The sequence below is a fragment of the Brevundimonas sp. genome, assembly GCF_965278935.1.
In the GTDB taxonomy this organism is placed as follows: Bacteria; Pseudomonadota; Alphaproteobacteria; order Caulobacterales; family Caulobacteraceae; genus Brevundimonas.
Genome location: NZ_OZ257124.1, coordinates 2,740,928 through 2,765,180, shown reverse-complemented (window position 1 = coordinate 2,765,180; position 24,253 = coordinate 2,740,928). Strand labels below are relative to the sequence as shown.

Sequence of the window (24,253 nt, the reverse complement as noted above, 5' to 3'; positions counted from 1 at the left end):
GCGCGCTCCGCCCTAAGGTCCGCGCCGAAATGGCGAGGAGAGCCCTGATGTTGCGTGGATTGTTCGGCGGCGCCGCCGCGATGGCCCTGTTGCTGTCGGCGGGACTGGCGTCGGCCCAGGAATTCTCGGCCGAACGGATTTCCGAGGGCATCCGCCACATCTCATCCGACGACTTCCAAGGTCGCTATCCGGGCACGGAAGGCGAGCGGATGACCCTGGCCTGGCTTCAGGCACAGTACGAAGCGATGGGACTGGAGCCCGGCGGCCCGAACGGCCAGTGGCTGCAGGACGTCGTGCTGAAGCGTTATACCCCGGTCGCGGGCGCCGCCTCGGCCAGCTGGACCGGCCCGGATGGGGCGGTGCACCCCCTCACGGTCGGGACCGACATCACGCTGCGCGCCGCGACCAATGACGGCAAGGCGTCGATCGAGAACGCCGGCCTCGTCTTCGTCGGCTATGGCATCAATGCGCCCGAGCGGGACTGGAACGACTACGGCGACGTCGACGTGCGCGGCAAGGTCGTCATCGTCATGTCCGGCGAGCCGAACTCGCCCGCCGTGGCCGAGCGGTTCAATGGCGAATATCCGACCGCCCACAACAGCGGCGCCTACAAGGCGGACGAGGCCTTCGCGCGCGGCGCCGTGGGTATCATCACCCTGAGCATGGTCCCCGCGACCGACGCCGGCTGGCTGCGCGGCGCCCAGTTTGCCGGCCGCCAGCGCACCCTCACCCCGGGCGCGGCGGATCTGGAGTTCTCGGCCGCGATCAACCACGACGTCGGCATGGCCTGGGCGACCGCCGCGGGCCTGGACATGTCGGCGATGGCCGATGTCGAGAGCGGAGCCTTCAAGGCTGTTACGTTGACCGGCGTCACCCTTTCGGTCGCGCAGGAAGAGACGATCGACACCCTGGTCACCCACAACCTGCTGGCCAAGATTCCGGGCACGACCCATCCGGACGAGACCATCATCTATTCGGCCCACTGGGACCACGTCGGCGTCGGCGCGGACCACGTCAGCCCGGTCTCGACGACCGAGGACAACATCTACAACGGCGCCTGGGACAACGCGTCGGGCACCATCGGCATCCTTGAGATGGCCCGCCAGATCAAGGCGGCGCCCCGGCCTGAGCGCACCATCGTCTTCGCCCATATGGCTGCGGAGGAGATGGGCCTGCTCGGTTCCTATGGCTACGCGGCCAACCCGGTCTATCCGCTGGAAACGACCGTCGCCGACATCAACATCGACATGCTGCCCCTGTCGCCTCCGACCCGCGACGTGGCCATCTTCGGCAAGGGGCAGAATACGCTGGAAGACGATCTGGCGGTGCTGGCGGCGGCCGAGGGTCGTGTGATCACCGACGATCGCCAGCCGGAGCAGGGCTTCTACACCCGCTCGGACCACTTCCCGTTCGTCCGCATGGGCGTGCCGGCCCTGATGACCTGGCACGGCGTGGACTGGGACGAGGGTGGCGTGGCGGCCGGTCAGGCGGCCTGGGACGCCAAATTCGGCGCCGACTATCACAGGCCCTCGGACGAATGGTCAGCGGACTGGGACCTGCGTTCGGCGGTCGAGAACCTGACCCTGCTGTATCGTCTGGGCCTGCAGCTGGCCAACAGCGACGAATGGCCCACCTGGAAGCCGACCTCGGAGTTCGGCGCCCGCCGGGCCGTCAGCGACGCAGCCCGCCAGTAGGGGCGCGTCACCGGTGGAAAGAAGAAGGGCGGCGCTCCTGCGAACGCCGTCCTTTCAGTTTTTCGGTCCGGCCTGCGGGGAAGTCAGGGCGCGGTCGAATCTTCCATGATGATCTGGCGGGCCTCGGCGATGGCCGCCTCGGTGGTCTTCAGGCCGTCGACGATCTGGGTCGCCATGCCCATGAGCGCCGGGCCGGTGGTGGAGCCGTTCTGGGCCTCCTCCTCCAGACCGATGCCGTTGTTGGCGATGATCACCTCGTCCCAGGCGGCGCGGACGCCGGCCCAGTAGTCCCTGGTCTTGGCCCAGTAGTCGTCGCCCGGAGCCGGGTCGTAGGTCGTGTCGGTGCGGTAGGTGTTGACCACATCCTCCTGCACGATGGCCGTCAGGGCGCCGTCGATCTCAGCTTCCTTGAGGTTGTCCTGGATGTGGACCCAGCCGAACGGTGTCAGGGCATGGCGGTTGGCGCCGAGGTAGCGGTCGTAGATCGGATCGCGCACCGCATCGCGGCGAGCCAGCGGACGCCAGGTCGGATTGCTCGTCCACTGGTCCAGACCGTTCTCGTGCGTCCAGCGGCCGACGCCGCCGTAGCGGGGGGAATCGTCGGTCTGCCACACGGTCTGGGACCAGGCGCCGGCGCGCTCCGCCTCCGGGACCGGAGTCAGGACCCAGCGGTTCGGCCCGGCGTAGGTCAGAACCGTGGCGGGCTGCCAGGTCCAGTCCTGGCGCCAGTGTTTGACCACGACGGACTGGCCATCGTGCTCCATGACCAGGATGTGCTGCAGGCTGATCCGGTCGCCGGTGTCCTCGACCAGACGCACGATCTCGTTGCCGCCCGAGATATGGGCCTCGACCGGCTCGTAGCCCTCGCGGAAGGAGACCTTCTCCTGAAAGTCGAACCGGACCTTATACTGGCCCTGCTGGGCGAGGATCGACTGACGATCCTGCTCGAAGCTGGCCGAACGAGCGGTCGCGGCCGGGGTGGTCTGGGCCTGAACCGCGACGGGGGTAGCTCCGACCAGAAGGGCGGCGGCGATCAGGATGGCGCGCATGGGACGTCGTTCCTTTTTGCTGGTCGTTCGCATTGGCGGCCTCACGGTCACAGACGCAAGCTCAGCGACAGGCCGAAGTTGCGGCCCGGCTGGGTATAGGCGTCGCGGGCGACCGAGGTGTTGGCGACACCGCGGATGTCGCTCCACCAGCCGTATTTCGCGTCGGTCAGGTTGAAGGCGCCGATGCGGGCCGTGACGCGGTCGGTGACGTTCCAGTACGCCGTGACGTCGATGAGAGCGAAGTCCTCACCCACATAGCAACCCAGCGACGGAGCCGGGTTGAAACAGGCGAGGCCGTTGGTGTCGGCGGGATCTTTGCGGTCCGACCAGGTGACGATGCCCTCGACGCCGAAGCGGCCGGCGGCGTCGTTGTAGCCCAGGCCGAAGACGACCTTGACCGGATCGATCGTCGTCAGTTTCGCGGTCGTGGTTCCCGTCGTCTGGTCGCCGTCGGCCCAGGCGGCCGCGGCGCGAGCGTAGACGCCGTTGTCCCAGTGGACGTTGGCGCGAGCCTCGATGCCCTCGATCTCGACGCTCGAGAAGTTGACGAACTGGTAGACGGCCGGGTTCGCCGGGGTGAAGGCGCCGGACACGACCTGCTGGCTGATGAAGTCCTTGTAGTCCGACTGGAAGACCACGACCTGGGCATCCAGCACGCCGTTCAGCGCCGCGGCGTGGGTGAGGCGGGCGCCGAGTTCGACCGACTGGCTGGTTTCCGGATCGAGGTTCGCGTTCGGGATCGAGACGTAGCCCTGGGCGGGATTGGAGAAGGCGTTGTTCACCTGGCTCGGCGTCGGGGCCTTGAAGCCCTCGGCGTAGTTGGCGAACAGCTGGAACTGTTCGGTGGCCTGCCACACCACGCCGACCTTGGGCGAGACGCGGTTGTCGTCCTGATCGGCGCGGGCGCCGATGTAGAGGGTGTCCGAGGTGGTCGACAGCTCGTACGAGTCGAACCGGATCGCCGGAATGATGCGTAAGCGCCCGCCGGCCAGTACGATCTCGTCCTGGATGAAGGCGCCGGCCAGGGTGTAGTCGGTGGCCGGGAAGGGGCTGGTCGGGAAGGTCTCGCCGGCCGGGGGCACGGTGCCGTTGCGGACGCCCGTCTGACGCGTCTCCGACCAGTCGCCGCCGAAGGTCAGGCGATGCGAGACCGGGCCCGTGTCGATCGTCTTGCGGGCGGTCGCGGCGACACCCCGGACGCGGTTGTCGAAGGTGTTGTCACGCGTCCGGTCGACGGCCGGGGTGCGGTCCTCGAACGTGAACTGACGCGTCTCGGCCTCCTGCCAGTAGCCGGAGACCATGACGTCATCCAGTCCGAACAGGCCCTCCGAGCGCCAGTCGAGGCCGAACCGATCGCGGCTGGTGTCGTCGTCGGCGCGCAGATCAAGCACGGTCGCCGAACGCCCCGACAGGACGTTGGCCGTCATGTTCATGTCGTAGTGGTCGTAGGTGAAACGCAGGACGTTGCTGGCGTCCACGTCCCACAGCAGCTTGGCCAGAACGGCGTTGGACTCGATCTCCTGCGGGTTGGCCGTGGTGCGGGCGGCGCCGACAACGTCGTTCTCCCCGTTGGTTTCGGTCTGCTCGCTGTCGCGACGGGTGTAGGCGATCAGACCCGAGAACGGACCGCTGCGGCCGGCGATGGCCAGGCCCTCGGTCCAGCCTTCGTCGGCCGAGTTGTAGCCGATGCGGGCCCGGGCGCCGAAGTTCCGGCCGTCCTCGAGGAAGTCGACCGGATCCTTGCTCGTGAAGCTGACCGCCCCGGCGATGCCGTCCGAGCCGTAGAGCGCCGAGGCCGGCCCGCGCAGGATCTCCACCGACTTCATCAGGTCCAGATCCGAATAGCCGCCGCGCCCCACGCTCTGGGCGCCGAAGACGAATCCGTCGGGCTGGCGCACGCCGTCCACGACCATCAGGACGCGGTCGCCGCCGAGGCCGCGAATGGTGAAGCCCTCGTTGCCCGCACGACCGGCCGTGCCGAGTGCGGCGCCGAAGCGGGCGGGCTGGGACACGACACTGACGCCCGGCTCATAGCGGACCAGGTCCTTGATGTCGGTGAACAGCAGCCGTTCGATCTCTTCGTCCGTGTAGACGCTGACGGTGGCCGGGACCTGATCGACCGGGGTCTCCGTGCGGGTGGCGACCACGGAGACTTCCGGCAGGTGGGTCGGGTCGTCGCTTGAAACCTGGGCCAGGGCCGGCATGGCGGTCAGCAGGGCCGCTGCGGCGGTGGACAGGGTGAGGATGGTGCGCATCGCAACGGCTCCGCTTGAAAACAACGGGGCCGCAATACTGCTAATGTTTCTGCGAAGCAATCGCAATTAGGGGGCGCGCGCTGAACCGTAGCTGTCGTCGAGGCGTTACGGCCCCATGACGATTACTTTGCGACGGCTCGCCCCGGTGCCGCTTGTTTTTGCTCTCGCTGCCTGCGGTGAAAACGCACCGAAGAACCCGCCGACCGAGCCGGCCGCCGCGATCGCGGTGGACGACCGTGCCGCGCCGGCTGCGCAAGGCCAGACATCGATGTTGCCCGGTCGGGGCGCGACAAGCTTCGTGGGTCGCTGGTCGGCGGACGTCAGCTGGTGCGCCGCGCCGCAGGGTGAGCGGCGGCCGATCGAGATCACCTCGACCCGGTTCGAGGGCTACGAAAACGCTTGCGAGATCGCGGCGGTGGACGAGGTCGCCGACGGCTATGTCGCGACGCTTGCCTGTGTTTCCGAAGGAACCGCGCGGTCGGAACGGGTGCGCTTCCAGGTAACGCAGGACGTCATGCGGCTGACCTATCTCGACCGCGCAGGTGACCCCGTCACGTTGAGGAAGTGCACGACGCTGGAGGACACGGCGACTACGCCTGCGGTCGTGCCTTGAGCCGTCAGTTGAACAGGAAGTTCATCACGTCGCCGTCCTTGACGACATAGGCCTTGCCCTCGGCGCGCAGCTTGCCGGCCTCGCGGGCCTTGGCCTCGCCGCGCAGGGCGACGTAGTCGTCATAGGCGATGGTCTCGGCGCGAATGAAGCCTTTCTCGAAATCGGTGTGGATGACGCCGGCCGCCTGGGGCGCGGTGTCGCCGATATGGATGGTCCAGGCGCGGGCTTCCTTGGGTCCGACCGTGAAGTAGGACTGCAGGCCCAGAAGCGCGTAGGCCTCGCGGATCAGGCGGTTCAGACCCGGCTCGGCCAGACCCAGGCTTTCGAGGAACTCCGCCTGTTCTTCTGCGTCGAGGACGGCGAGCTCGGAATCGATCTTGGCCGAGATGACCACTGACTTGGCGTTGTCCTGGGCCGCGCGGGTTGCGACCAGATCCGACAGCTCGTTGCCCTTGTCGGCCGAACCCTCGTCCACGTTCGAGACGTAGAGGGCAGGAAGCGAGGTCAGCAGCTGGAGCATGTGCCAGGCCTTCTCGTCTTCCTTGCCGATCTCGGCGACGCGGGCGGGCTTGCCGGCGCGAAGCTGTTCGAGGGCCAGGTTGATCAGGCGCAGGGTGACCTGCATGTCCTTGTCGCCGGTCTTGGCGCGCTTCTCAACGTTGGCGTAGCGCTTCTCAAGGCTTTCCAGATCGGCCAGCATCAGTTCGGTTTCGATGATCTCCAGGTCCGAGATCGGGTCGATGCGGTTCTCGACATGGGTGATGTCGTCGTCGACGAAGCAGCGGGCCACGAAGGCCACGGCGTCGCAGTCCCGGATGTTGGCCAGGAACTGGTTGCCCAGACCCTCGCCTTTGGAGGCGCCGCGAACCAGACCCGCGATGTCCACGAAGGTGATGCGCGACGGGATGATCTCTTTCGAGCCGGCGATCTCGGCCAGCACGTCCAGACGCGGCTCGGGCACCGCCACGTCGCCGGTGTTCGGCTCGATGGTGCAGAACGGATAGTTGGCGGCCTGAGCCGCCGCCGTCTTGGTCAGGGCGTTAAACAGGGTGGACTTGCCGACGTTGGGCAGGCCGACGATCGCGACTTTCAGAGCCATGGCTTTTGGGGAGTTCCTTGCTGAGCGCGAGCCTTTAACGGGTTCGGACCCGTTTGTCAGGCTCGCGCATGCGGACGCGGTTCAGTGAGTCCCGTGGTCCTCGCCGACCGCCGGCTGGCCCACCGTCGCCGTGACCTCGACCGGGGCGGCCGTGGCGAAGGTCAGGGTCAGGGGCACCGTGTCGCCCGTCTTCAGCGGCTCGGTGACGCCCATCAGCATGATGTGGTTGCCGCCGGGTGCGAGGGTCACGATCTGATCCTCGGGCAGAGGCAGGCCCGTCTCCAGCTTCCGCATCATCATCATATTGCTCTCCATCCGCATCTCGTGGACCTGGGCAAGGGCGGCGACGGGCGAACTGATCGACACGAGGGTGTCGTCGGCGGTCGAGATTAGCGACAGGTAGCAGCCGGTCACCTGGCGGCCGTTCGGCGTCGGGCGACAGACGGCGTCCGTGGCGACGACCCGGCCGACTGAACCGGCATTGTCCGACGAGTCGGGTTGGCCGCAGGCGGCGAGAGTCAGCGTCGAAAGGACGGCGAGGGCGGAGGCGCGGATCATGGAGTGTCCTTTCATGCGGCGGCGGAGCGAGGGCGGAAGATGAGCCAGACCAACCGGTCCAGCACGACGGCGGCGACCAGGCTGAGGCCGGTCAGGGGATACAGGATCGCGAGCGGCAGAACGATGGCCAGCGCCGCGATCTTTGCGCGGGGGCCGGGCGGGGCCACGGGCGCAGCCAGACGACCCGTTGGCCTGCGTTTCCACCACATGACGATGGCGCTGACGCCCAGCAGCCAGACGGCGATACAGCCGCCCAGCATCAAGTAGCGATTGACCCAGCCGTACTGGGTCCCCTGATGCACCGCGATGCCCCACTCAAAGGCCTTGGCCCCGACGCCGAACTGGTCGTAGCGCACGTCTGCGCGGACGGTCCCCGTCGCAGGATCAATGTAGAGGATTCGCGTGTCCTCCACCTGCTGGACAACGCGCGCGGCTGTGTAGGCCAGGGTCGGGTCTGCGGGGATGGAGACGGTGTAGGGCCGCGCGAGCCCCCGGGCATCCGCTGCGCCGATCACGGTCGCCAGACTGGGCCTCGCCATGGCCTCCGGCGTCGGCATGACCATGCCTTCCATTGTCCAGCCGACCCCGACCGGCATGTCCTGATGCTCCGCATGGGCGAAGGCGGGAGAGGCGGCGGGCGGCTTGGGCCGGCCGAGACCGTGGTCCTTCACATAGGCCATATACTGGTCGCCCCAGAAGGCGGACCAGGGCATCCCGGTGATCGCCAGAAAGGCGATGATTGCCCCGGCATAGAGCCCCGTGACCGCGTGCAGGTCGCGCCAGAACGGACGCCGCTTCGGATCGGTCGCCTTGACCGATACGACGCCGACCCCTCGCTTGCGCGGCCACCACATGAAGAGGCCCGTGGCGACCAGGATGATGGCCCAGCCGGCGACGATCTCGACGAGGTAGTTGGCCCAGCGTCCCAGCAGGATCAGGCTGTGCAGCCGCTTCACCGTCTCCATGATGCCGCCGAAAGCCGTGACGCCGATCAGGCGCCCGTCGTGCGGATCGACGAAGGCGGTGCGCTTGCCGCCGTCCGGAAGGTTGACGGTCAGGCGGACGGCCTCGTCGTTCCGGGTGGGTAAGAGAACGTTGGCGACCTTGCCGCCGGTTCCGGCCTCCGCCGCCCGCACCCAGAGGTCGGGCGATGTGACATCGGGCCGGGCCTCGACGTGGGACAGGTCGCGATAGGCCAGGCCGTCGATCTCGGTCTTGAACAGATAGAGGGCGCCGGTCAGGGCCATCAGCATCAGGAACGGCATTACCAGTAGCCCGGCATAGAAATGCCAGCGCCAGACCGCGCGGTAGGCCCCCGAGAGGAGGCCGGGAGCGGCCGGAGCCGCCGCCGAAGTGTCGATTCCGGAACTCACAGCGCGAACCTCAGGCCGACGAAGGCCGACACGCCCTCGCCTGGCCAGAAGACGGCGGTGGAGGCCGTGCGGGCGTCCGTCACTGCGCTGAAGTTCGAGACGTAGCGCTCGTCCAGCAGGTTGCGGGCGTCGACGAACAGGCTGGCCCGCTCGTCCAGCCTGTAGCCGAGGCCGAGGTTCACGACGGTGTAACCGGGCGCCTTCAGGGTGTTCATATAGTCGACCCAGCTCTCCGACGGCGTCCACTCGACCGAGGGAGCGACGAACCAGCCGGCCGGGTGATCGTAGCGCAGTTCGGCGCGGTAGAGATGCGGCGGGACCAGCGGCAGGTCGTTGTCGCCATAGGCCCTGTCCCCGTCGAACTTGAAGTCCGAGAAGGTCCAGGTCTGGCGCAGTCTCCAGCCTGGCGCGAACCGCCAGTCGAGACCGGCCTCGATGCCCTGATGGATGGTCTTTTCGGCGTTGAAGGTCGCGGCCGGGATGCCGAGGCCCGGATTGACGACGAAGTTCAGCAACTCCCCGTCGAGATTGGCGCGATAGACCGCGACGTCCCACGACAACTGGGCGGTGCGGCCCCGCAGGCCGGCCTCATACGTCCAGGCCTGCTGTGCCTCGACGGGCGCGAACCCCCCGGCGGTCGGCGACAGGGACCCGAAGTTCGGCGGTTCGACCGAACGGGTCACGTTGGCGTAGGCCTGGGCTCCCGACGGGCTCTCCCACAGGATGCCGAGGCGCGGCGCGAACCAGCCGTAGTCCTTGCCGGTGGTGAGGTTGAAGGTCGTGGCGACACCGGGCAGGGCGAAGCTCTGGTAGTCCCGCTCGGCCCGACCCCAGGCGCCCCCTGCTACGAGGGCGACGCTGTCGGTGACGAACAGACGACCTTCGGCGAATATGTCGAGCGCCCCGGCGTTCTGGCGGGCCTTGGCGGTGCGGGCGCCGCTGGAGCCGCGCACATTGACGAACTGCTGGGCATCCAGGTCGCCGACACGGTACCAGACGCCGCCGAAGGCGTCGGCGCGCAGGCCGAACAGCCGGCCCTCCCAGTCCAGTCGGCCGAAGGCCCCGTAGTTGCGGCTCTGCTGGTCCACGACCTGGAAGATCGGGTGATGCAGGTCCTTCCAGGTGCCGTAGACGGCGCCTTCGAACAGCAACCCGGGCGACAGCCGCCAGCGGGACGACAGGGTGGTGCGCACCGAGGCGTAGTCGCGCTGATAGTCATTGGCGACGTTGGCGGCCGCGGCCATGACCGGAGTGTTCAGCGCCTGGGCCAGCGTCAGGGAGCCCGGAATCTGCTGATGGATGTAGGCGCCCTGCACGATCAGCCGGGCCTCGCGATCCTCGCCGAAGGTGCGGCCGATGTTGGCGGTGATGTATTGCTGCTGGCCGTCGGATTGCTGGCGCCAGCCCTCGGCGGTCGCGCCGGTGACGCCGATGAAGCCGTCCCAGTCCCCGTGGACGCCGCCGGCCTCGGCATGCAGCCGGCCCGTGCCCCAGGAACCGAAATCGGCGCGAAGGCTGGCCGTCTCGCCTGACGTGCGGCCGTTGGGGGTGACGAGGTTCACCGCCCCGCCCAACAGGGCGCCGCCGAAGCGCAGCGCATTGCCACCCTTGTAGACCTCGGTGAAGCGGGCCAGCAGCGGATCGACCATCTGGACGTCGCCGAAGCCGTCGGCCTCGTTGAAGGGGATGCCATCCTGGGACACGAACAGGCCGCGCAGGTGGTTGGCATTGCCGATGCCCGAGCCCCGGATCGAGATGCGGACGTCGCCACCCCACTTCTTCTGGGCATAGACGCCGGGCACGTCGCGCAGCACGTCGGCCATGTTGGGGGCGTAGCGGCTTTCGAGACTCTCGGCCGAGACAACGGCGACGGCGCCGGGGGTGCGCGACAGGCGGCGGCGGGCCTCCGCGACGACGGGCGGATCCTCGGGATTGCGGGCGCCGGTGACGATCACTTCATCGAGGCGGGTCGCCTGGTCTTGTGGGGCGGTCCGGGCGAAGGCGGGGGCGCTCGCGGCGGCGAGCAGTAGCGCCAGGGGCGCCGCGGTGGACTTGAACGACATGGGAAATCCTGAATCAGGGACAGGCTAACGCGCCGCCGGTAAGGCGCGCGTGGCGAAAGCGTCGGTCTGGTTCAGTCCTGAGGCGGGGCGGTCGAAGGCGGGCGTGGCGGTCCGCGTGCAGGCGGCGGGGCGGCTTCGTGCTGGGCGAAGAACACCGACGCAGGGCGGACGGTCGCGCCACGCAAGGGGGCAAGGCGCGGCGGGTCGGGCAGGGCGGCTGCGAAAGCCAGGACGCAGGCGGCGCATTTGGCCCCGGCCATCCCCTTGCCCGACGACGGGTCGCCGTCGACGCCTATGGAGATGATCTGCGGCCCCTCGGTCGAGCAGATGACCATGGGGTGGCCTGGCGTCGAGGCCGCGAGCGCCGCGAACGGCAGCAGGCTTCCGAACACGATGGCGAACGTCGCGGCCAGGAAGGCCAGCGAACGCACGGTCGACCAGGATTCGGCCTGAGGACGGGTCACGGGGCGGCGATAGCGGACGGCGGCGGCGGAGGGAAGCGCGGCTATTGGTCCTTGGCCGCCTGGGCCGCCTGACGCGGGCTGAACTTGGGCGCGGGGGCCAGGCGCAGAACCTCGCCCTGGTAGCGTTCGTCCTCGCCCTTGACCGCGAACGGAAGGGCGTCGGCGCAGGCGTTCAGCATGGCGTCCAGCCACGGCTGCTCGGCCTTGTGGAAGTCGCCCAGCACGTGCGGCATGACCATCGACGGTTCGCCGGGATGGCCGACGCCCATGCGGGCGCGACGGAAGTCGGGGCCGAGCTGGCTGATCAGGCTGCGCACCCCGTTCTGGCCGGCCGCGCCGCCGCCGGTCTTCATGCGGAACCGGCCGGGAGCCAGGTCGATCTCGTCGTGGAAGACGATGATGTCCGCAGGCGGGATCTTGTAGAAGCGCGCCGCCTCGCCGACGGCGTTGCCCGAGTTGTTCATGAAGGTCTGGGGCTTCATCAGAAGAATCTTCTGACCCTCGACCTCTCCTTCGCAGATCACCGACTGGAACTTGGCGCGCTGGGCCCCGAACCGCCAGCGACGCGCGATCTCGTCCACGGCCATGAAGCCGATGTTGTGGCGGTTCTTTTCGTACTTGGCGCCCGGATTGCCCAGGCCGGCGATGATCAGCATGGCGCTATCCGGAAATGAAAACGGCCCCGTCCGTCGCCGGAGGGGCCGTTTCCGAAGGAGTGGATCGGAGGTTTAGCCTTCCGACTTCTCGCCGTCTTCCGCAGCGGCGTCGTCGCCCTGTTCGGTGGCGGGAACGTCGCCGGCCTCGATGGCGGCGGCTTCGGCCTCGGCCTGTTCCTCGGCGATCGCTTCTTCGATCTCGTCGGCGGCCTTGGCGGCCGAAGAGGTCTTGATCGAGGCGATCACGAAATCACGGTCGGTGATGGTGGCTTCAACGTCCGAGGGGACCTTGACGTCCGACCAGCGGATGGTGTCGCCCAGCTTGTGGCCGGCCAGATCGACGACCAGGTCTTCCGGAATGTGGTTGGCGGGAACCAGGATCTCGACCGAGTGACGGACGATCTCGAGCGAGCCGCCCTGACGGAAGGCCTTGCACTGGTCTTCGTTGATGAAGTGGATCTGGACCTCGATCTTGATGGTCGCGTTCTCGTCGACGCGCATCAGGTCAAAGTGGAGCGGACGGTCCGACACGGGGTCGAACTGCACGTCCTTGGCGATGACCGACTGGCTCTCTTCGCCGTACTTCAGTGTGACCAGGTGGCCCAGCAGTTTGCCGGTGTACAGGTTCTTGCGGAAGTCCTTCTCGTTGACCGAGATGGCGACGGGGGCCTTGTCGCCGCCGTACAGGATGCCGGGGACGGCGCCGGCGCGACGCGCGGCGCGCGCGCCGCCGGTGCCGGTGTTCTCGCGGACGTCCACGTTCAGAATGATCTCGGCCATCTGGCTCGCCTCAACAACAAAAACGCCTGCGCAGACTGAATCTGCCCGCGCGGCGGGGTCATGGACCCTCGAATTCAAGAGCGCGGGTCATTACACGCAAGAGACCGCGTGTGCAACCGGGTCTGAACGCCGATGTCAGTTGGGCGCGGGCGAGGTCGCTGCAAGCGACGCCGTCGCTGCCTCCACAGCCACGCCGGCGGGGGCCGGTGAGACGCCTGCGGTGGCGATCGCCGGGTCTACGGGGACCGGAATCGTCGCCGCAGTGGCGCAGGTCGCCAGGTCGCGCACGATGTGACGACCGAGGCAGAACATGTCCTCATAGCTCGGGCGTGCGGCGGCCAGACACTGGAACAGGTTCAGCTTGGACATATCCAGACAGAACTGGGCGTTGGTCTCGATCGACAGGGCCTCGGTGTTGGCGCGGGCGTCGTCGCCGGCCGCGCCCATCGCCGCCAGGGCCGCGATGGCCAGGGCGTTCACGACGGCGGGCGTATAGGGAGGACCGTTGTGCCCCGAGGTCAGGCTCAGGCCGGATCCGCTGTTGGCCGCCGCGAACAGGCGGGCCGATTCCTCAGCCGAAGGCAGCATCTGACCGGCGGAGATGGTCTTGACCGATTCCAGGCGGACTTCGCGGCTGGGGATCGGGGTCACGGCCCAGCGACGGCGCGGGTCGTTGCGCTCCTGGATCGTATAGGCGTCCGCCTCGACCCCGTCGGCGATGGCCGTCAGGGCGACGATGTCCTGGTTCAGCGTCGAGATGATCAGGCTCGCTGCCACGTCGGCGCCCGGCAGGTTGGCGGCGTAGGCGGGGTCGCGGATGATATTGGCGATGACGTCGGCCCGCTGCTGCGGATCATTGACGTAGCTGCGAACGCCCGCGACGAACTCCGGCGACTGCAGCGCCAGGATCGAGGCGTAGGCGATCATGCCGCGCGACAGGGTGGCGGGGTCATAGGCGGCGCCCTTGCGCATGGCGACCTGGATGGATTCCGCATCCTGGAAGCCGCCGGCCTGGATCGTGCCGACGTCGCGAATGAAGGTGACGTAGATCGACGCGGCCTGGGCCACACCCTCGTTCAGGGTCACGGCCGGCGGGGGCGGCGGCGGCGGAGGCGGAGGCGGCGGGGGAACGACGACCTCGGGCGTGCTGCACGAAGCCAGGATGGCGGCTGCGGCGGCAGCGGCGATAGCGAGGCCGCGACGCGGAAGGGCCAGGCGCATGGTGATTTTCCCCACAAGGATGCGGCGACGCTCTCCCGGCGCCGTCGTCAGGTCGGCTTATAAGCCTTCCCCAAGGTTTTCCGATCGTTAATCACCGCCAGACTGTTCAACTCTCCGGCGCCTCACGGCCAGGCTAGCCGTTCGGGCCGGAGTTCAATCGCTGGGTCGCGGACTGCCCGGACGACGGTGCTGCAGGGGACATCCGGGGTGCGATAGGTGTCGGTGCGGCCTGTAGCGGGGTCGGAACGATCGCAGGCTCCGGAGGCGTCGAGGGCTGAAGCGGCTCCGGCGTGATCGCGGGCGAGCGCGTCGGGGCGGGGCTGCGGCCGCCGCTCTGGGTCGGGTTACCCACGGTGATGATCGCGGCCGGCAGGGCGGCGCCCCTCGCGCAGGTCGACAGATCACGGATCACGTGGCGTCCGAGGCAGAACATGTCCTCATAGGTGGGGCGGGCGGCGGCCAGACACTGGAACAGATTCAGCTTGGAACTGGCCAGACAATCCTGGCTCGCGCGGTCGTATTGCAGGGCGTCGGTGTTGGCCCGGGCGTTGTCCCCGGCGGCCCCCAGAGCCGCGAGGGCTGCCATAGCGATGGCGTTGGTGACCGAGGGCGCGTAGGGCGGGCGCCGCGTGCGTCCGGCCGTCACGCCCAGACCCGATCCGCTGTTGGAGGCTGCGTAGAGTCGTGCGGTCTCGGAGCCCGACGGGGCGACCGGCCGCGACAGGTCCTTGACGGCCTGAAGCCGTCCCTCGCGGTCGGGGGGAGTGGCGCGACCCCAGCCGTTCCGCTGATCGCCCGTGTACTGGATGTTGTAGGCGTCGCTCTCCACCGAATCGGCGGCCGAACTCAGTGCGACGATGTCGGCTTCCAGCACCGACATGACCAGGCTGGCGGCGGCCTCGGCCCCGGGCAGGGTCGAGGCGTATTCGGGGTTGGCGACGATCCGGTCGATGATTTGGCGCCTCACCGAGGGCTCGGCCCCGGCCTGACGGACGCCCGAAACGAACTCCGGCGACTGCAACGCCAGAATGGAGGCATAGGCCACCAGGCCGCGCGAAATCTGGTTGGCGTCATACGAGGCCCCGCGGCGCAGGGCCTCCTGCACGGCTCCCGGGCTGGCGAATCCGCCCCGGATTGTGGCCATGTCGCGGGTGAAGGTCAGGTAGACGGCCGCCGACTGGGCCACGCTGTCGTTCAGGGCGACCGGAGGCGGCAGGCGGGCGGCGATAGCTGCGGCCTCCTGCGCCGCCGCGATCGATGCGACCCGCATCTCCTCGGCCTGCAATTCCGCCCGGCTGGGGCCACAGCTCGACAACAGGACCGCGACAGCGAGGGCGGCCAGGGTCGGACCCTGGCTACGGAAGGATAGATGCATTGGAAGTCCCCGAAAGCTTGCCCTGACTGAAACTTCCAGTCCGGCGGTTTTGAGGCAATGCCGGCGACGTTTTCGTGATCAGTCGAAGAGCTTGGAGACCGATTCTTCGTTGGCGATCCGGCGAATGGCCTCACCGATGAGCGGTGCGACCGCCACGGTGCGAATCTTGGAGCAGGACAGCACCTCGTGCGGCTGTTCGATCGAATCGGTGATGACCAGCTCCTTCAGCGGGCCGTCGGTGACGCGCTGGACCGCCGGGCCAGACAGGACGCCGTGGCTGATGTAGGCGGACACTTCGGTCGCCCCGGCCGCGATCAGGGCCTTGGCCGCGTTGACCAGGGTGCCGCCCGAATCGACGATGTCGTCGAACAGGATGCATTCGCGGCCCGAGACGTCGCCGATGATGTTCATGACCTCGCTCTCGCCCGCCTTCGGCCGGCGCTTGTCGACGATGGCCAGATCGACGTTGAGCCGCTCGGCCAGCGAACGGGCCCGCACCACGCCGCCGACGTCGGGCGACACGATCATCAGGTTGCCGCGCGTGTATCGATCCTTGATGTCCTGGGCCAGGACAGGCGTGGCGACCAGGTTGTCCGTCGGAATGTCGAAGAAGCCCTGAATCTGGCCGGCGTGCAGATCCATGGTCAGGACCCGGTCGGCGCCGGCGCGGGTGATCATGTTGGCGACCAGCTTGGCCGAGATGGGCGTCCGCCCGCCGGTCTTCCGGTCCTGACGCGCATAGCCGAAATAGGGCATGACGGCCGTGATCCGCCGCGCCGAGGCCCGGACCAGGGCGTCGATGCAGATCAGCAGCTCCATCAGGTTGTCGTTGGCCGGATAGGAGGTCGACTGGATCACGAAGACGTCTTCGCCCCGGACGTTCTCCTCGATCACCGCGAAGACCTCGTTGTCGGCGAAGCGTTTCACCTGGGCCTTGGTCAGGGGCATATCGAGGTGATCGGCAATGGCCTGGGCCAGAGACCGGTTCGAGTTGCCAGCGAGCAGCTTCATCCGGTCATCCTTTCGCCGTCATCGGGCCGCCAATGACGTCAGTTCCGTACTGGCGCGCTCTTTAGCAGCGCGTGGCCTCGTATCAAGCCGTGATTGCCCTTATCCGGCGCATGGCGCGTTGCGAACGCCGATGTTAGAGAACGCGATCTTGATACCCGGCGAGCCAGATGGCCCCGTCCGGGCGGCGTGTGATGAGGTTCCAGGTTGCCGACTTCCTTCCAGTCTTCGTCCGTTTCGCGCCCGGTCGGCGTTGTCCTGATCGCCCTCGCGGCCGTTTTGACGCTGTCGGCGTGCAACGGCGGCCGTGCCCGTCCGCGCCTGGCCTATGAGGAGCGCCCGGTCGAGCTGCTCTACAACACCGGCTACGAGCGGCTGCAGCGGCACCGCTGGTCGGACGCCGTTGACTATTTCCAGGAGGTCGAGCGTCAGCATCCGTATTCGGAATGGTCGCGCCGCGCGATCCTGATGCAGATCTACGCCTACTACCAGAACGGCAACTATGAGGAATCGATCGCTGCGGCGGACCGGTTCATCCAGCTGTTCCCGGGCAGCCCGTCGGCCGCCTATGCCTTCTACATGCGCGCCACCTGCCACTTCGAGCAGATCGTGGACGTGGGCCGCGACCAGAATCAGGCCGAACAGGCCTTGGCCGGCCTGCGCGACGTGGCCCGCCGCTATCCGGGATCATCCTACGCCACCGACGCGACCGTGAAGATCGACATGGTCAACGACCAGCTGGCCGGCAAGGAAATGAACATCGGCCGCTACTACCAGCGCGCCAACCAGCCGCTGGCCGCCATCGGCCGCTACAAGGCCGTGATCGACAACGAGGCCTTCCAGCGCACCTCGCACACGCCCGAAGCGCTGTATCGTCTGGTCGAGGTTTATCTGACGCTGGGCCTCAAGGACGAGGCGGAGCGCAACGGCGCCGTGCTCGGCTACAACTATCCGGGCAGCCCCTGGTACGCCGAGGCCTATGCGCTTCTGACCGAGGACGGCCGCACGTCGGAGACCGCTCCCACCGGACAGCGCGAAAGCTGGCTGCGACGGATCATTCCGGGCTGACTGTTCCCGTAAAGTTCTGGTCTAGAGTGTCGGCGATGCCGAATCGCCTCCGCTGCATAGCGACCGCCCCATGCTGACCAGTCTTTCAATCCGCGACGTGGTGCTGGTCGACGTCCTCGATCTGGAGGTCGATGAGGGCCTGACCGTGCTGACCGGGGAAACCGGGGCCGGGAAGTCGATCATCCTCGACGCCCTGGGCCTGGCGCTTGGCGGGCGAGGGGAGGCGGGGCTGGTTCGGTCCGGCGCGAAACAGGCCGTAGCCACGGCCGTCTTCACAGCCCCCGACGACGCTGACCTGATCGCCCTGATCGAGGAGAAGGGGTTCGACGTCACCCCCGGCGAGGATCTGATCCTGCGCCGCGTCCTGTCCGCCGACGGCCGCAGCCGGGCTTACGTCAACGACCAGCCGGCCGGGGTCGCGGCGCTGCGCGAGATCGGCGCCCGCCTCGTCGAGGTGCACGGCCAGCACGAGACCGTGGGCCTGCTCGACTGGAAGACCCATCGCGGCCTGCTCGACGCCTACGGCGGTCTGGCGCCGCAGCTCGGCGGAGTCGCCGCCGCGTCCGAGAAACTGAAGGCCGCCGAGGCGAAGCTGGACGCCCTGCGCGCCGCCGCAGCAGACGCCGCCGCCCGCGCCGAAGAGATCGCCCTGAACCTCGCCGACCTCGACGCCCTCGACCCGCGCGAGGACGAGGAAACCGAACTGGCCGGCGAGCGCGCCGTGCTGGGCGCCGCGGAAAAGGCCGTCGCCGATCTCGCCGACGCCCGGTCAAACCTCGGCGGCGACAAGCTGAGCCAGAAATTGTCGGCCGCCCTGCGCGCCGTCGAACACGCCCGCCAGCGTGCGACCCAGGCCGGCGTCGAGGCCGACCACCCCGTCCTCGTCCGCCTGACCAGCGCGGCCGAGGCCATCGACCGCACCATGGTCGAGGCCGCCGAGGCCGTCGCCGAGGTCGACGCCGCGGCCAACGCCTTCGACTTCGAGCCCGGCCGCCTGGACAAGGCGGAGGAGCGGCTGTTCGCCCTGCGCGCCGCCGCCCGCAAGCTGAACACCACCGTCCACGCCCTGCCGGCCTTGCGCATCGCGCTGCGCGAGCAGCTTCGGCTGATCGAGGACGGGGCCGAGGCGATCACCGTCGCGGCCCGCGCCGCCGCCGTGGCGCGCGAGACCTATGATGTCACGGCCTCCTTGCTGAGTTCGGGACGCGAGGCCGCCGCCGACCGCCTGGCCAGGGCGGTGATGGAGGAACTCGGCCCGCTGAAACTCGACCGCGCCCGCTTCCGCGTCGCTCTGGAGCCCGTGGCCGAGGGCCGACGTGGCCAGCTGGGGGTCGAGACCGCCCGGTTCGAGATCGCCACCAACGCCGGCACCCCGTTCGGTCCCCTCGACGCCATCGCCTCGGGCGGCGAGCTGGCCCGCTTCGCCTTGGCCATGAAGGCGGCGCTGGCGGGCCGCGAGGATCAGCGCCAGCCAGTCATGATCTTCGACGAGGTCGATCAGGGCGTCGGCGGCGCCGTGGCCGAGGCCGTGGGCCAGCGCCTGAAACGCCTGTCGAACGGGGCCCAGGTCCTGGTCGTCACCCACAGCCCCCAGGTCGCCGCGCGCGGCCACGCCCACTGGAAGGTGCGCAAGGCCGATGCCGCCGGGGTCACCACGACCACGGTGGACACGCTCGACGACGACGCCCGTCGCGAAGAGATCGCCCGCATGTTGTCGGGCGCAACGGTCACCGAGGAAGCCCGCGCGGCGGCCCGCTCCCTGATCGGCTGATCACCACCCGGTTGCGCGGACGAAGTCGACAAAGGCCCTGAGCGGCGCCGGCAGGTATCGCCGCCCGGGATAGTAAAGGAACGGCCCAGAGAAGGGCTGCCACCAGTCTTCCAGCAGCGGCTCCAGCGCCCCGCTGTCGAGATGCGGCTTCAGCCAGTCCTCGAACAGATGGATGACGCCGACGTCGGCCAGCGCCGCCTCGACGGCCAGGTCCGTCGCCCCGCCGACACGCACGATCAGGGGCCCGGTCGCATCGACCTTGACCACCTCGCCGTCGCGCTCGAACTCCAGCGTCGTCACTGCGCCGCTGGCGAACCGACCGAGGATGACGTCGTGGTCCAGCAGGTCGCGGGGATGCTCCGGCCGTCCGCGTTTGGCCAGATAGGCCGGAGACGCCGCCGTGACGAACCGGTCCATGCGCGGCCCGATCGGCACGGCGATCATGTCCTGCTCCAGCCGATCGTCATAGCGAATGCCTGCGTCGCACCCGGCGGCCAGGACATCGACGAACCCGTCTTCGGCGATGACCTCAAGGATTATGTCGGGATAGGCCTTCAGGAACCCGGGCACGATCTTCGGCAGGATCAGCCGGGCCGCAACCACCGGCACGTTGAGCCTCAAGGTCCCCGCCGGCCGATCACGAAACCCGTTGGCCAGATCCAGCGCCGCCTCGACCTCGCCCAGCGCCGGCTTCAGCCCCTCCAGCAGGCGCGCACCCGCCTCGGTCGGCACCACGCTGCGGGTCGTGCGGTTCAGCAGGCGCACGCCCAGCCGGTCCTCCAGCCGCCGCAACGTCTCGCTGAGGGCTGAGGCGCTCTGGCCCGTGGCTCGGCTCGCCTGACGGAAGCCGCCCGCATCCGCCACGGCGATGAAGGCGTTCAGGTCTCCGAGGTCTGGCTTCATCGTTCGTAATTCCGCACGGCCTGTGCTGATTACATCATCTTATCGCACGACACGTGAAGGCGCACCTGTGCGCATCGAAAGAGGAGACCGATCATGACCACTCTCGCTGCTGCCGGAACCTTCACCTTGGGCTACCGCACGGTCCGCCGCATGGGCTATGGCGCGATGCAACTGGCCGGCCCCGGCGTCTTTGGCCCGCCGCGCGACCGAGAGGCCGCCGTAGCCGTGCTCCGCGCCGCCGTCGAGGCCGGCGTCAATCACATCGACACGAGCGATTTCTACGGCCCTCATGTCACCAACCAGATTATCCGCGAGGCCTTGCATCCCTATGCGGACGACCTCGTCATCGTCACCAAGATCGGCGCGCTCCGCGACGATGCGGGCGCCTGGCTTCCTGCCATGTCCGCCGCCGAACTGACCAGCGCCGTCCACGACAACCTGCGCAACCTCGGTCTCGAGGCGCTCGACGTCGTCAATCTGCGCGTCATGGGTTCCGGCGACGGCCACGGCCCGGCCGAAGGCTCAATCGCCACCGAACTCGCGGTTCTCGTCGACCTTCAGAAGCAGGGCCTGATCCGCCACATCGGCCTCAGCACCGTGACCCCGACCCAGATCGCCGAGGCGCGCGCGATGGCGGAAATTGTCTGCGTTCAGAACCTCTACAACCTCGCCCACCGCGAGGACGACGCCATGGTCGCCGATCTGGCGGCCGCGGGCATCGCCTATGTGCCCTATTTCCCGCTCGGCGGTTTCACCCCGCTGCAGTCCGACGCCCTGTCCGATGTCGCGGCCGAACTGGATGCGACACCGATGCAGGTCGCCTTGGCGTGGCTACTCCAGCGGTCGCCCAACCTGCTGCTGATCCCCGGCACCTCGTCGGTCGGGCACCTGAACGAGAACCTGAAGGCTGCCGATCTCGTGCTGTCGCCGGAAGCCGTCGCCAGGCTGGACCGGATCGGCGCCTAGACGCCCAGGATCCAGCCTTCTTCGCACTCGACCTGGGCGATCAGGGCCTCGTCGGTTCCCGTCTTCGGACCGAAGGCGGTCGACAATTCGCCGCGCTCGTCCATCAGGGCGAAGGCCTCGGCCGTGGTACGGACCTGGGCCTGATCCTTGAACTCGCCCTCTGCGGCGGTGGTCGGCCACATCGAAGGCCAGACCTCGGCGATCAGGACCGACAGGGGCTCGACGTCGGCGGCGTCCAGCGTCCGCCAGCCGGTACCGAGAGGCCAGACGGCAGCGGCGGTGCCAAGGCTCTCCAGCAGGCGGCGCACCATGGGGATGCCGACCAGGGTCTGGCCGCCGACCGCGCCGGCACCATGCATCTGCCAGTTGGACTTGGGCTGCAGCTTGCCCTTGCGCACGGCGTTCTCGGTCGCGCGGTATTCGGGGATGTCGCCTGAGCCCTGCGGCGGCTTGGTCGTGGTCAGCCAGCGCTGCGCCTGTTTGGCGGGCGCGCCCCACAGAGGCCAGGCCTCGTCGGTCATGAGCCGGTTCATCTTGGCCGCGACCTGATAGCGGTTGTTGGTGTTGTCTTCCTTGTCGACGACGTTCGAAGCGATGAATTTCCACATCGCGGTCCAGGCCGGGGTCTCGGTCAGCTTCAGGCGCGCAGCCGTGCCGACAGGATAGCCGAGCGAGAAGTCGAAACCGACGAAGACCCGGTCGCCGCGCTTCCTGTGATCGGCCAGGATCGTCTTCAGCAGGGCCTCGCCCTCGGCGCGCGTGGCGACATTGTGGGTCTCGGTATAGAGGCGGAAGCGCACGTCGCGCTTGGCCACGCCGATCCAGACCGAGTTGTCGCCCAGCTTCTTGCCTTCGGCGGCGGTCCAGTCGGCAATGACATAGGCGTCGAACAGGCGGGCCACGGCGGGCTCCTTTTAAGGCGATACGCGAAACAGAGGTGAGGGCTTCTAGCGCCCGGCGGCCTTCGCCGAAAGGGCGATCAGGCTTTCAACAGCGCCTCGAGGTGCGACAACCAGCGCCGCCCCAGCCGCATGGCCTCCGGCGGCGACCCCGCGTGGCCCGGCGCCATGGCGTTCCACAGGGCCAGTTCGAACTCTGGGTAGCGGGCGTCCGCGAACAGAAGCCTCAGCGTGACCAGCTCCGCATCGGGGGCCATGATGTCCAGCGCCTTGCGTTGCTCGCCGCGTCGAACGCGCGCCACGACATGGCCGTCCACGATGACCTCGCCGCCCTCGACCTCGTCGAACGCATAGACCAGCCCATGCGCGCCGCGGTCCCACAGGACGGCGATCTGGCCGCCTTCGAAATCCAGCCCGGCGGCGCGGCCCTCGTTGGCCGAGATCGCCTCGGCCTCGGCGACGGCGCCCAAGGATTTCAGCATGGCCCGACGCAGCCGGCGCTCGGGCTCCATCCACCAGTTCAGCGTCAGGGCGGCGGTGGTCAGGGCGGCGGCGGCCAGCGACACCAGCAGGATGACGCGCAAAGCCTCACCCATTTTGGGCCTCGCCCATCAGTCGGCGAGCTCGATCACGACCGGGACGTGGTCGGATGGCTTGTCCATGTCGCGGGCGTCGCGATGGGTCTCGACCCCGACGAACCGGTCCGCCGCCTGGGGCGACAGCAGGTGGAAGTCGATGCGGATGCCGTGATCCCTCTGCCAGGCCCCGGCCTGATAGTCCCAGAAGGTGTAGGTCCCCGGCGGCTGGCGGCCCAGTTCTCCGGCCTCGTAAAGCCCCAGCCCCTTCAGCGCCCGGAAGGCGGCGCGGCTCTCGGGCTGGAACAGGGCGTCGTTGACCCAGGCGGCCGGGTTCCTGGCGTCCTCGGGCAGGGGAATGACGTTATAGTCGCCGCACAGGGTGAAGGGCTCTTCGAGCGCCAGCAGGCCGCGGGCGTGGGCGTTCAGACGCGCCATCCAGCGCATCTTGAAGTCGAACTTCTCCGTCCCGATCGGATTGCCGTTGGGCAGGTAGAGGCCGCCGACGCGGACCGGGCGAGGCGCCTCGATCACGGCCTCGATGTAACGGGCCTGGTCTTCCGCGTCCTCGATCAGCAGGTCCTGACCGGGCAGGCCGCGCCGCACGTCCGAGACCGGGAACTTCGAGAGCAGGGCGACGCCGTTGTACGACTTCTGCCCATAGACCTCGACATTGTAGCCGAGGCTCTCGAACGGCTCCCGGGGGAACTTCTCGTCGACGGTCTTGATCTCCTGGAAGCAGACCACGTCGGGCCGGGCCGCCTCCAGCCATGCGAGCACGGTCGGCAGGCGGGCGTTGACCGAGTTGACGTTCCAGGTGGCGATGCGCATCGGCCGGAGCCTAGGCAGCGTCGGTCACCCGGGCAAGCGTCCTACTGAGCGGCAGGAGCCGCCGCGACCGTGGTCAGCCGGCAGCCGCCGCCGATCCGCTGGGCCTGTTCGCAGGGATAGACGTTCAGCGGCTCGAACCGGGGCGAGAAGACCACGACATAGCCGCCCCCCGCGCCGCACTTGGCCTCATAGACGCGATTGCCGCCCGCCGAGCCCATGTAGCGGCTGCCGGTCACGTCGCATTCCGCAGCCTGACTGCCGGCCAGACGGATTTTCAGCGTCGCGGCCGCCTCCTCGGGCGTGGAGAAGCGGCAGGTCGAGTTCTGGCTGGCGATGATCGCGCATTCGGTGGTGGTCCAGCCCGTCGCCGTCTTCTCGATGCGATAGCCGTCCAGACCGGCGCAACCGACCTCGTAGATCAGGGTGTTCTCGGCCGTCCGTCCCAGGGGAGCGCCCTCGTCCACGGTGCAGGCGATGCCGGCCTCCGTGGCGTAACCGGCCACGGCGCGGGCAACGTCCTTGTTCTGGGCGATGACGCACTGGACGCCGACGTCGGCGTCGGGATTGGCGGCGCGGTCCGCTTCGGCCTGTCCGGCCAGCAGGACGCAGTCGCGGGCTTCCGGCGGGATGGAGTTGACGAGGATGTATCCGGGGCCCCTCGCGCAGGCCGCTTCGTAGGTCACGCGCTGCCGGTCCGTGGTCTGGCCGATGACGTTGGCCTCCACGACCTGGCAGGAGGTCACGCCGGCGGCATTGGCGATGCGCTGCGCCGCCATGGCGGCGGCGGGTCCCGAGGTCGCCAGCGGCGCGGCCCGGGCCGCGCCCTCGGCCGGCGCCGGCGTGGCGCCCGGGTCCTGGGGCATGCCCGTATCCTGGGCGGAGGCGGGAAGGGCGGTCAGCGTCGACAGGGCGACCGCGAGGGCGGCTCCGAACGCTGCAAGGGGGGAAAATTTCGACACGGCGACTGCTCCTGATCGGCAGGCCGAGCGTTGGTCCGACGATCCGGGTTGGTCAAGCCTTCCGGAGCCGGAA

Annotated in this window: 21 protein-coding genes and 1 pseudogene; 5 read left to right on the top strand and 17 right to left on the bottom strand. The window is 68.5% G+C overall.

Translation table 11 applies throughout. The annotated features are described in order from the left end of the window. Positions 1-47: 47 nt before the first annotated feature. On the top strand, positions 48-1,694 hold the full coding sequence (locus ACQY68_RS13785) for a M28 family peptidase (RefSeq protein WP_428150077.1): 1,647 nt from the start codon (positions 48-50) through the stop codon (positions 1,692-1,694). An 83-nt stretch (positions 1,695-1,777) separates the two neighbouring features. Here the strand turns inward: ACQY68_RS13785 and ACQY68_RS13780 are convergent, their stop codons facing one another. Then, on the bottom strand, positions 1,778-2,743 hold the full coding sequence (locus ACQY68_RS13780) for a DUF6607 family protein (RefSeq protein ID WP_428150076.1): 966 nt from the start codon (positions 2,741-2,743) through the stop codon (positions 1,778-1,780). A gap of 47 nt (positions 2,744-2,790) precedes the next feature. Beyond that, positions 2,791-4,998, bottom strand: a complete 2,208-nt coding sequence (locus tag ACQY68_RS13775) for a TonB-dependent hemoglobin/transferrin/lactoferrin family receptor (protein ID WP_428150075.1) — start codon at positions 4,996-4,998, stop codon at positions 2,791-2,793. Positions 4,999-5,296: 298 nt separating this feature from the next. Here ACQY68_RS13775 and ACQY68_RS13770 point away from each other — a divergent pair, with 298 nt between their 5' ends. After that, complete coding sequence (locus tag ACQY68_RS13770) at positions 5,297-5,611, top strand: hypothetical protein (RefSeq protein ID WP_428150074.1); 315 nt, start codon at positions 5,297-5,299, stop codon at positions 5,609-5,611. 4 nt (positions 5,612-5,615) lie between these two features. Here ACQY68_RS13770 and ychF read toward each other — a convergent pair whose 3' ends face one another. From ychF to ACQY68_RS13720, 10 genes and pseudogenes are all read right to left on the bottom strand, one after another. Then, the gene (gene ychF / locus ACQY68_RS13765) at positions 5,616-6,710 is read right to left on the bottom strand and encodes a redox-regulated ATPase YchF (RefSeq protein WP_428150072.1); all 1,095 of its coding nucleotides are present in this window, start codon (positions 6,708-6,710) and stop codon (positions 5,616-5,618) included. Between the two features lie 81 nt (positions 6,711-6,791). Then, complete coding sequence (locus ACQY68_RS13760; protein ID WP_428150070.1) at positions 6,792-7,268, bottom strand: copper chaperone PCu(A)C; 477 nt, start codon at positions 7,266-7,268, stop codon at positions 6,792-6,794. An 11-nt stretch (positions 7,269-7,279) separates the two neighbouring features. Further along, positions 7,280-8,641, bottom strand: a complete 1,362-nt coding sequence (locus tag ACQY68_RS13755; RefSeq protein ID WP_428150069.1) for a PepSY-associated TM helix domain-containing protein — start codon at positions 8,639-8,641, stop codon at positions 7,280-7,282. Further along, the gene (locus ACQY68_RS13750; RefSeq protein WP_428150067.1) at positions 8,638-10,704 is read right to left on the bottom strand and encodes a TonB-dependent receptor family protein; all 2,067 of its coding nucleotides are present in this window, start codon (positions 10,702-10,704) and stop codon (positions 8,638-8,640) included. Before ACQY68_RS13750 ends, ACQY68_RS13755 begins: the two co-directional genes overlap by 4 nt. 71 nt (positions 10,705-10,775) lie before the next feature. Next, positions 10,776-11,168 (bottom strand): DUF2946 family protein, encoded by a 393-nt coding sequence (locus ACQY68_RS13745; protein ID WP_428150066.1) that lies wholly within the window; start codon positions 11,166-11,168, stop codon positions 10,776-10,778. A gap of 41 nt (positions 11,169-11,209) precedes the next feature. Then, positions 11,210-11,824 carry an aminoacyl-tRNA hydrolase gene (gene pth, locus ACQY68_RS13740; protein ID WP_428150065.1) on the bottom strand — a complete coding sequence of 205 codons (615 nt, stop codon included), beginning with the start codon at positions 11,822-11,824 and terminating at the stop codon, positions 11,210-11,212. A 207-nt stretch (positions 11,825-12,031) separates the two neighbouring features. Next, positions 12,032-12,604 (bottom strand): annotated as a pseudogene (locus ACQY68_RS13735) (50S ribosomal protein L25/general stress protein Ctc); the annotation flags it as partial. Between the two features lie 135 nt (positions 12,605-12,739). Then, complete coding sequence (locus tag ACQY68_RS13730; RefSeq protein ID WP_428150064.1) at positions 12,740-13,825, bottom strand: hypothetical protein; 1,086 nt, start codon at positions 13,823-13,825, stop codon at positions 12,740-12,742. A 133-nt stretch (positions 13,826-13,958) separates the two neighbouring features. Next, positions 13,959-15,200, bottom strand: coding sequence for a hypothetical protein (locus ACQY68_RS13725; protein WP_428150062.1), 1,242 nt, complete (start codon positions 15,198-15,200; stop codon positions 13,959-13,961). A gap of 78 nt (positions 15,201-15,278) precedes the next feature. Next, positions 15,279-16,211, bottom strand: a complete 933-nt coding sequence (locus ACQY68_RS13720) for a ribose-phosphate pyrophosphokinase (protein ID WP_428150061.1) — start codon at positions 16,209-16,211, stop codon at positions 15,279-15,281. 204 nt (positions 16,212-16,415) lie between these two features. On the opposite strand from ACQY68_RS13720, the gene ACQY68_RS13715 reads away from it, so the two are divergent. Further along, positions 16,416-17,276, top strand: coding sequence for an outer membrane protein assembly factor BamD (locus tag ACQY68_RS13715; protein WP_428150059.1), 861 nt, complete (start codon positions 16,416-16,418; stop codon positions 17,274-17,276). Between the two features lie 70 nt (positions 17,277-17,346). Then, positions 17,347-19,047 (top strand): DNA repair protein RecN, encoded by a 1,701-nt coding sequence (recN, locus tag ACQY68_RS13710; RefSeq protein WP_428150058.1) that lies wholly within the window; start codon positions 17,347-17,349, stop codon positions 19,045-19,047. Here recN and ACQY68_RS13705 read toward each other — a convergent pair whose 3' ends face one another. Continuing rightward, complete coding sequence (locus tag ACQY68_RS13705; protein WP_428150056.1) at positions 19,048-19,950, bottom strand: LysR substrate-binding domain-containing protein; 903 nt, start codon at positions 19,948-19,950, stop codon at positions 19,048-19,050. 93 nt (positions 19,951-20,043) lie between these two features. Here ACQY68_RS13705 and ACQY68_RS13700 point away from each other — a divergent pair, with 93 nt between their 5' ends. Continuing rightward, the gene (locus ACQY68_RS13700) at positions 20,044-20,916 is read left to right on the top strand and encodes an aldo/keto reductase family oxidoreductase (RefSeq protein ID WP_428150055.1); all 873 of its coding nucleotides are present in this window, start codon (positions 20,044-20,046) and stop codon (positions 20,914-20,916) included. Here the strand turns inward: ACQY68_RS13700 and ACQY68_RS13695 are convergent. The 4 genes from ACQY68_RS13695 to ACQY68_RS13680 all read right to left on the bottom strand — a co-directional run bounded on the left by ACQY68_RS13695 (position 20,913) and on the right by ACQY68_RS13680 (position 24,180). Beyond that, positions 20,913-21,818, bottom strand: a complete 906-nt coding sequence (locus ACQY68_RS13695; protein WP_428150052.1) for a cobalamin biosynthesis protein CbiG — start codon at positions 21,816-21,818, stop codon at positions 20,913-20,915. The two genes, ACQY68_RS13700 and ACQY68_RS13695, sit on opposite strands and share 4 nt — an antisense overlap. A 77-nt stretch (positions 21,819-21,895) precedes the next feature. Next, positions 21,896-22,411 carry a hypothetical protein gene (locus tag ACQY68_RS13690; RefSeq protein ID WP_428150050.1) on the bottom strand — a complete coding sequence of 172 codons (516 nt, stop codon included), beginning with the start codon at positions 22,409-22,411 and terminating at the stop codon, positions 21,896-21,898. A 15-nt stretch (positions 22,412-22,426) separates the two neighbouring features. After that, positions 22,427-23,221 (bottom strand): exodeoxyribonuclease III, encoded by a 795-nt coding sequence (gene xth, locus ACQY68_RS13685; protein ID WP_428150049.1) that lies wholly within the window; start codon positions 23,219-23,221, stop codon positions 22,427-22,429. A 41-nt stretch (positions 23,222-23,262) separates the two neighbouring features. After that, positions 23,263-24,180 (bottom strand): hypothetical protein, encoded by a 918-nt coding sequence (locus tag ACQY68_RS13680; RefSeq protein ID WP_428150047.1) that lies wholly within the window; start codon positions 24,178-24,180, stop codon positions 23,263-23,265. Between the last annotated feature and the right edge of the window lie 73 nt (positions 24,181-24,253).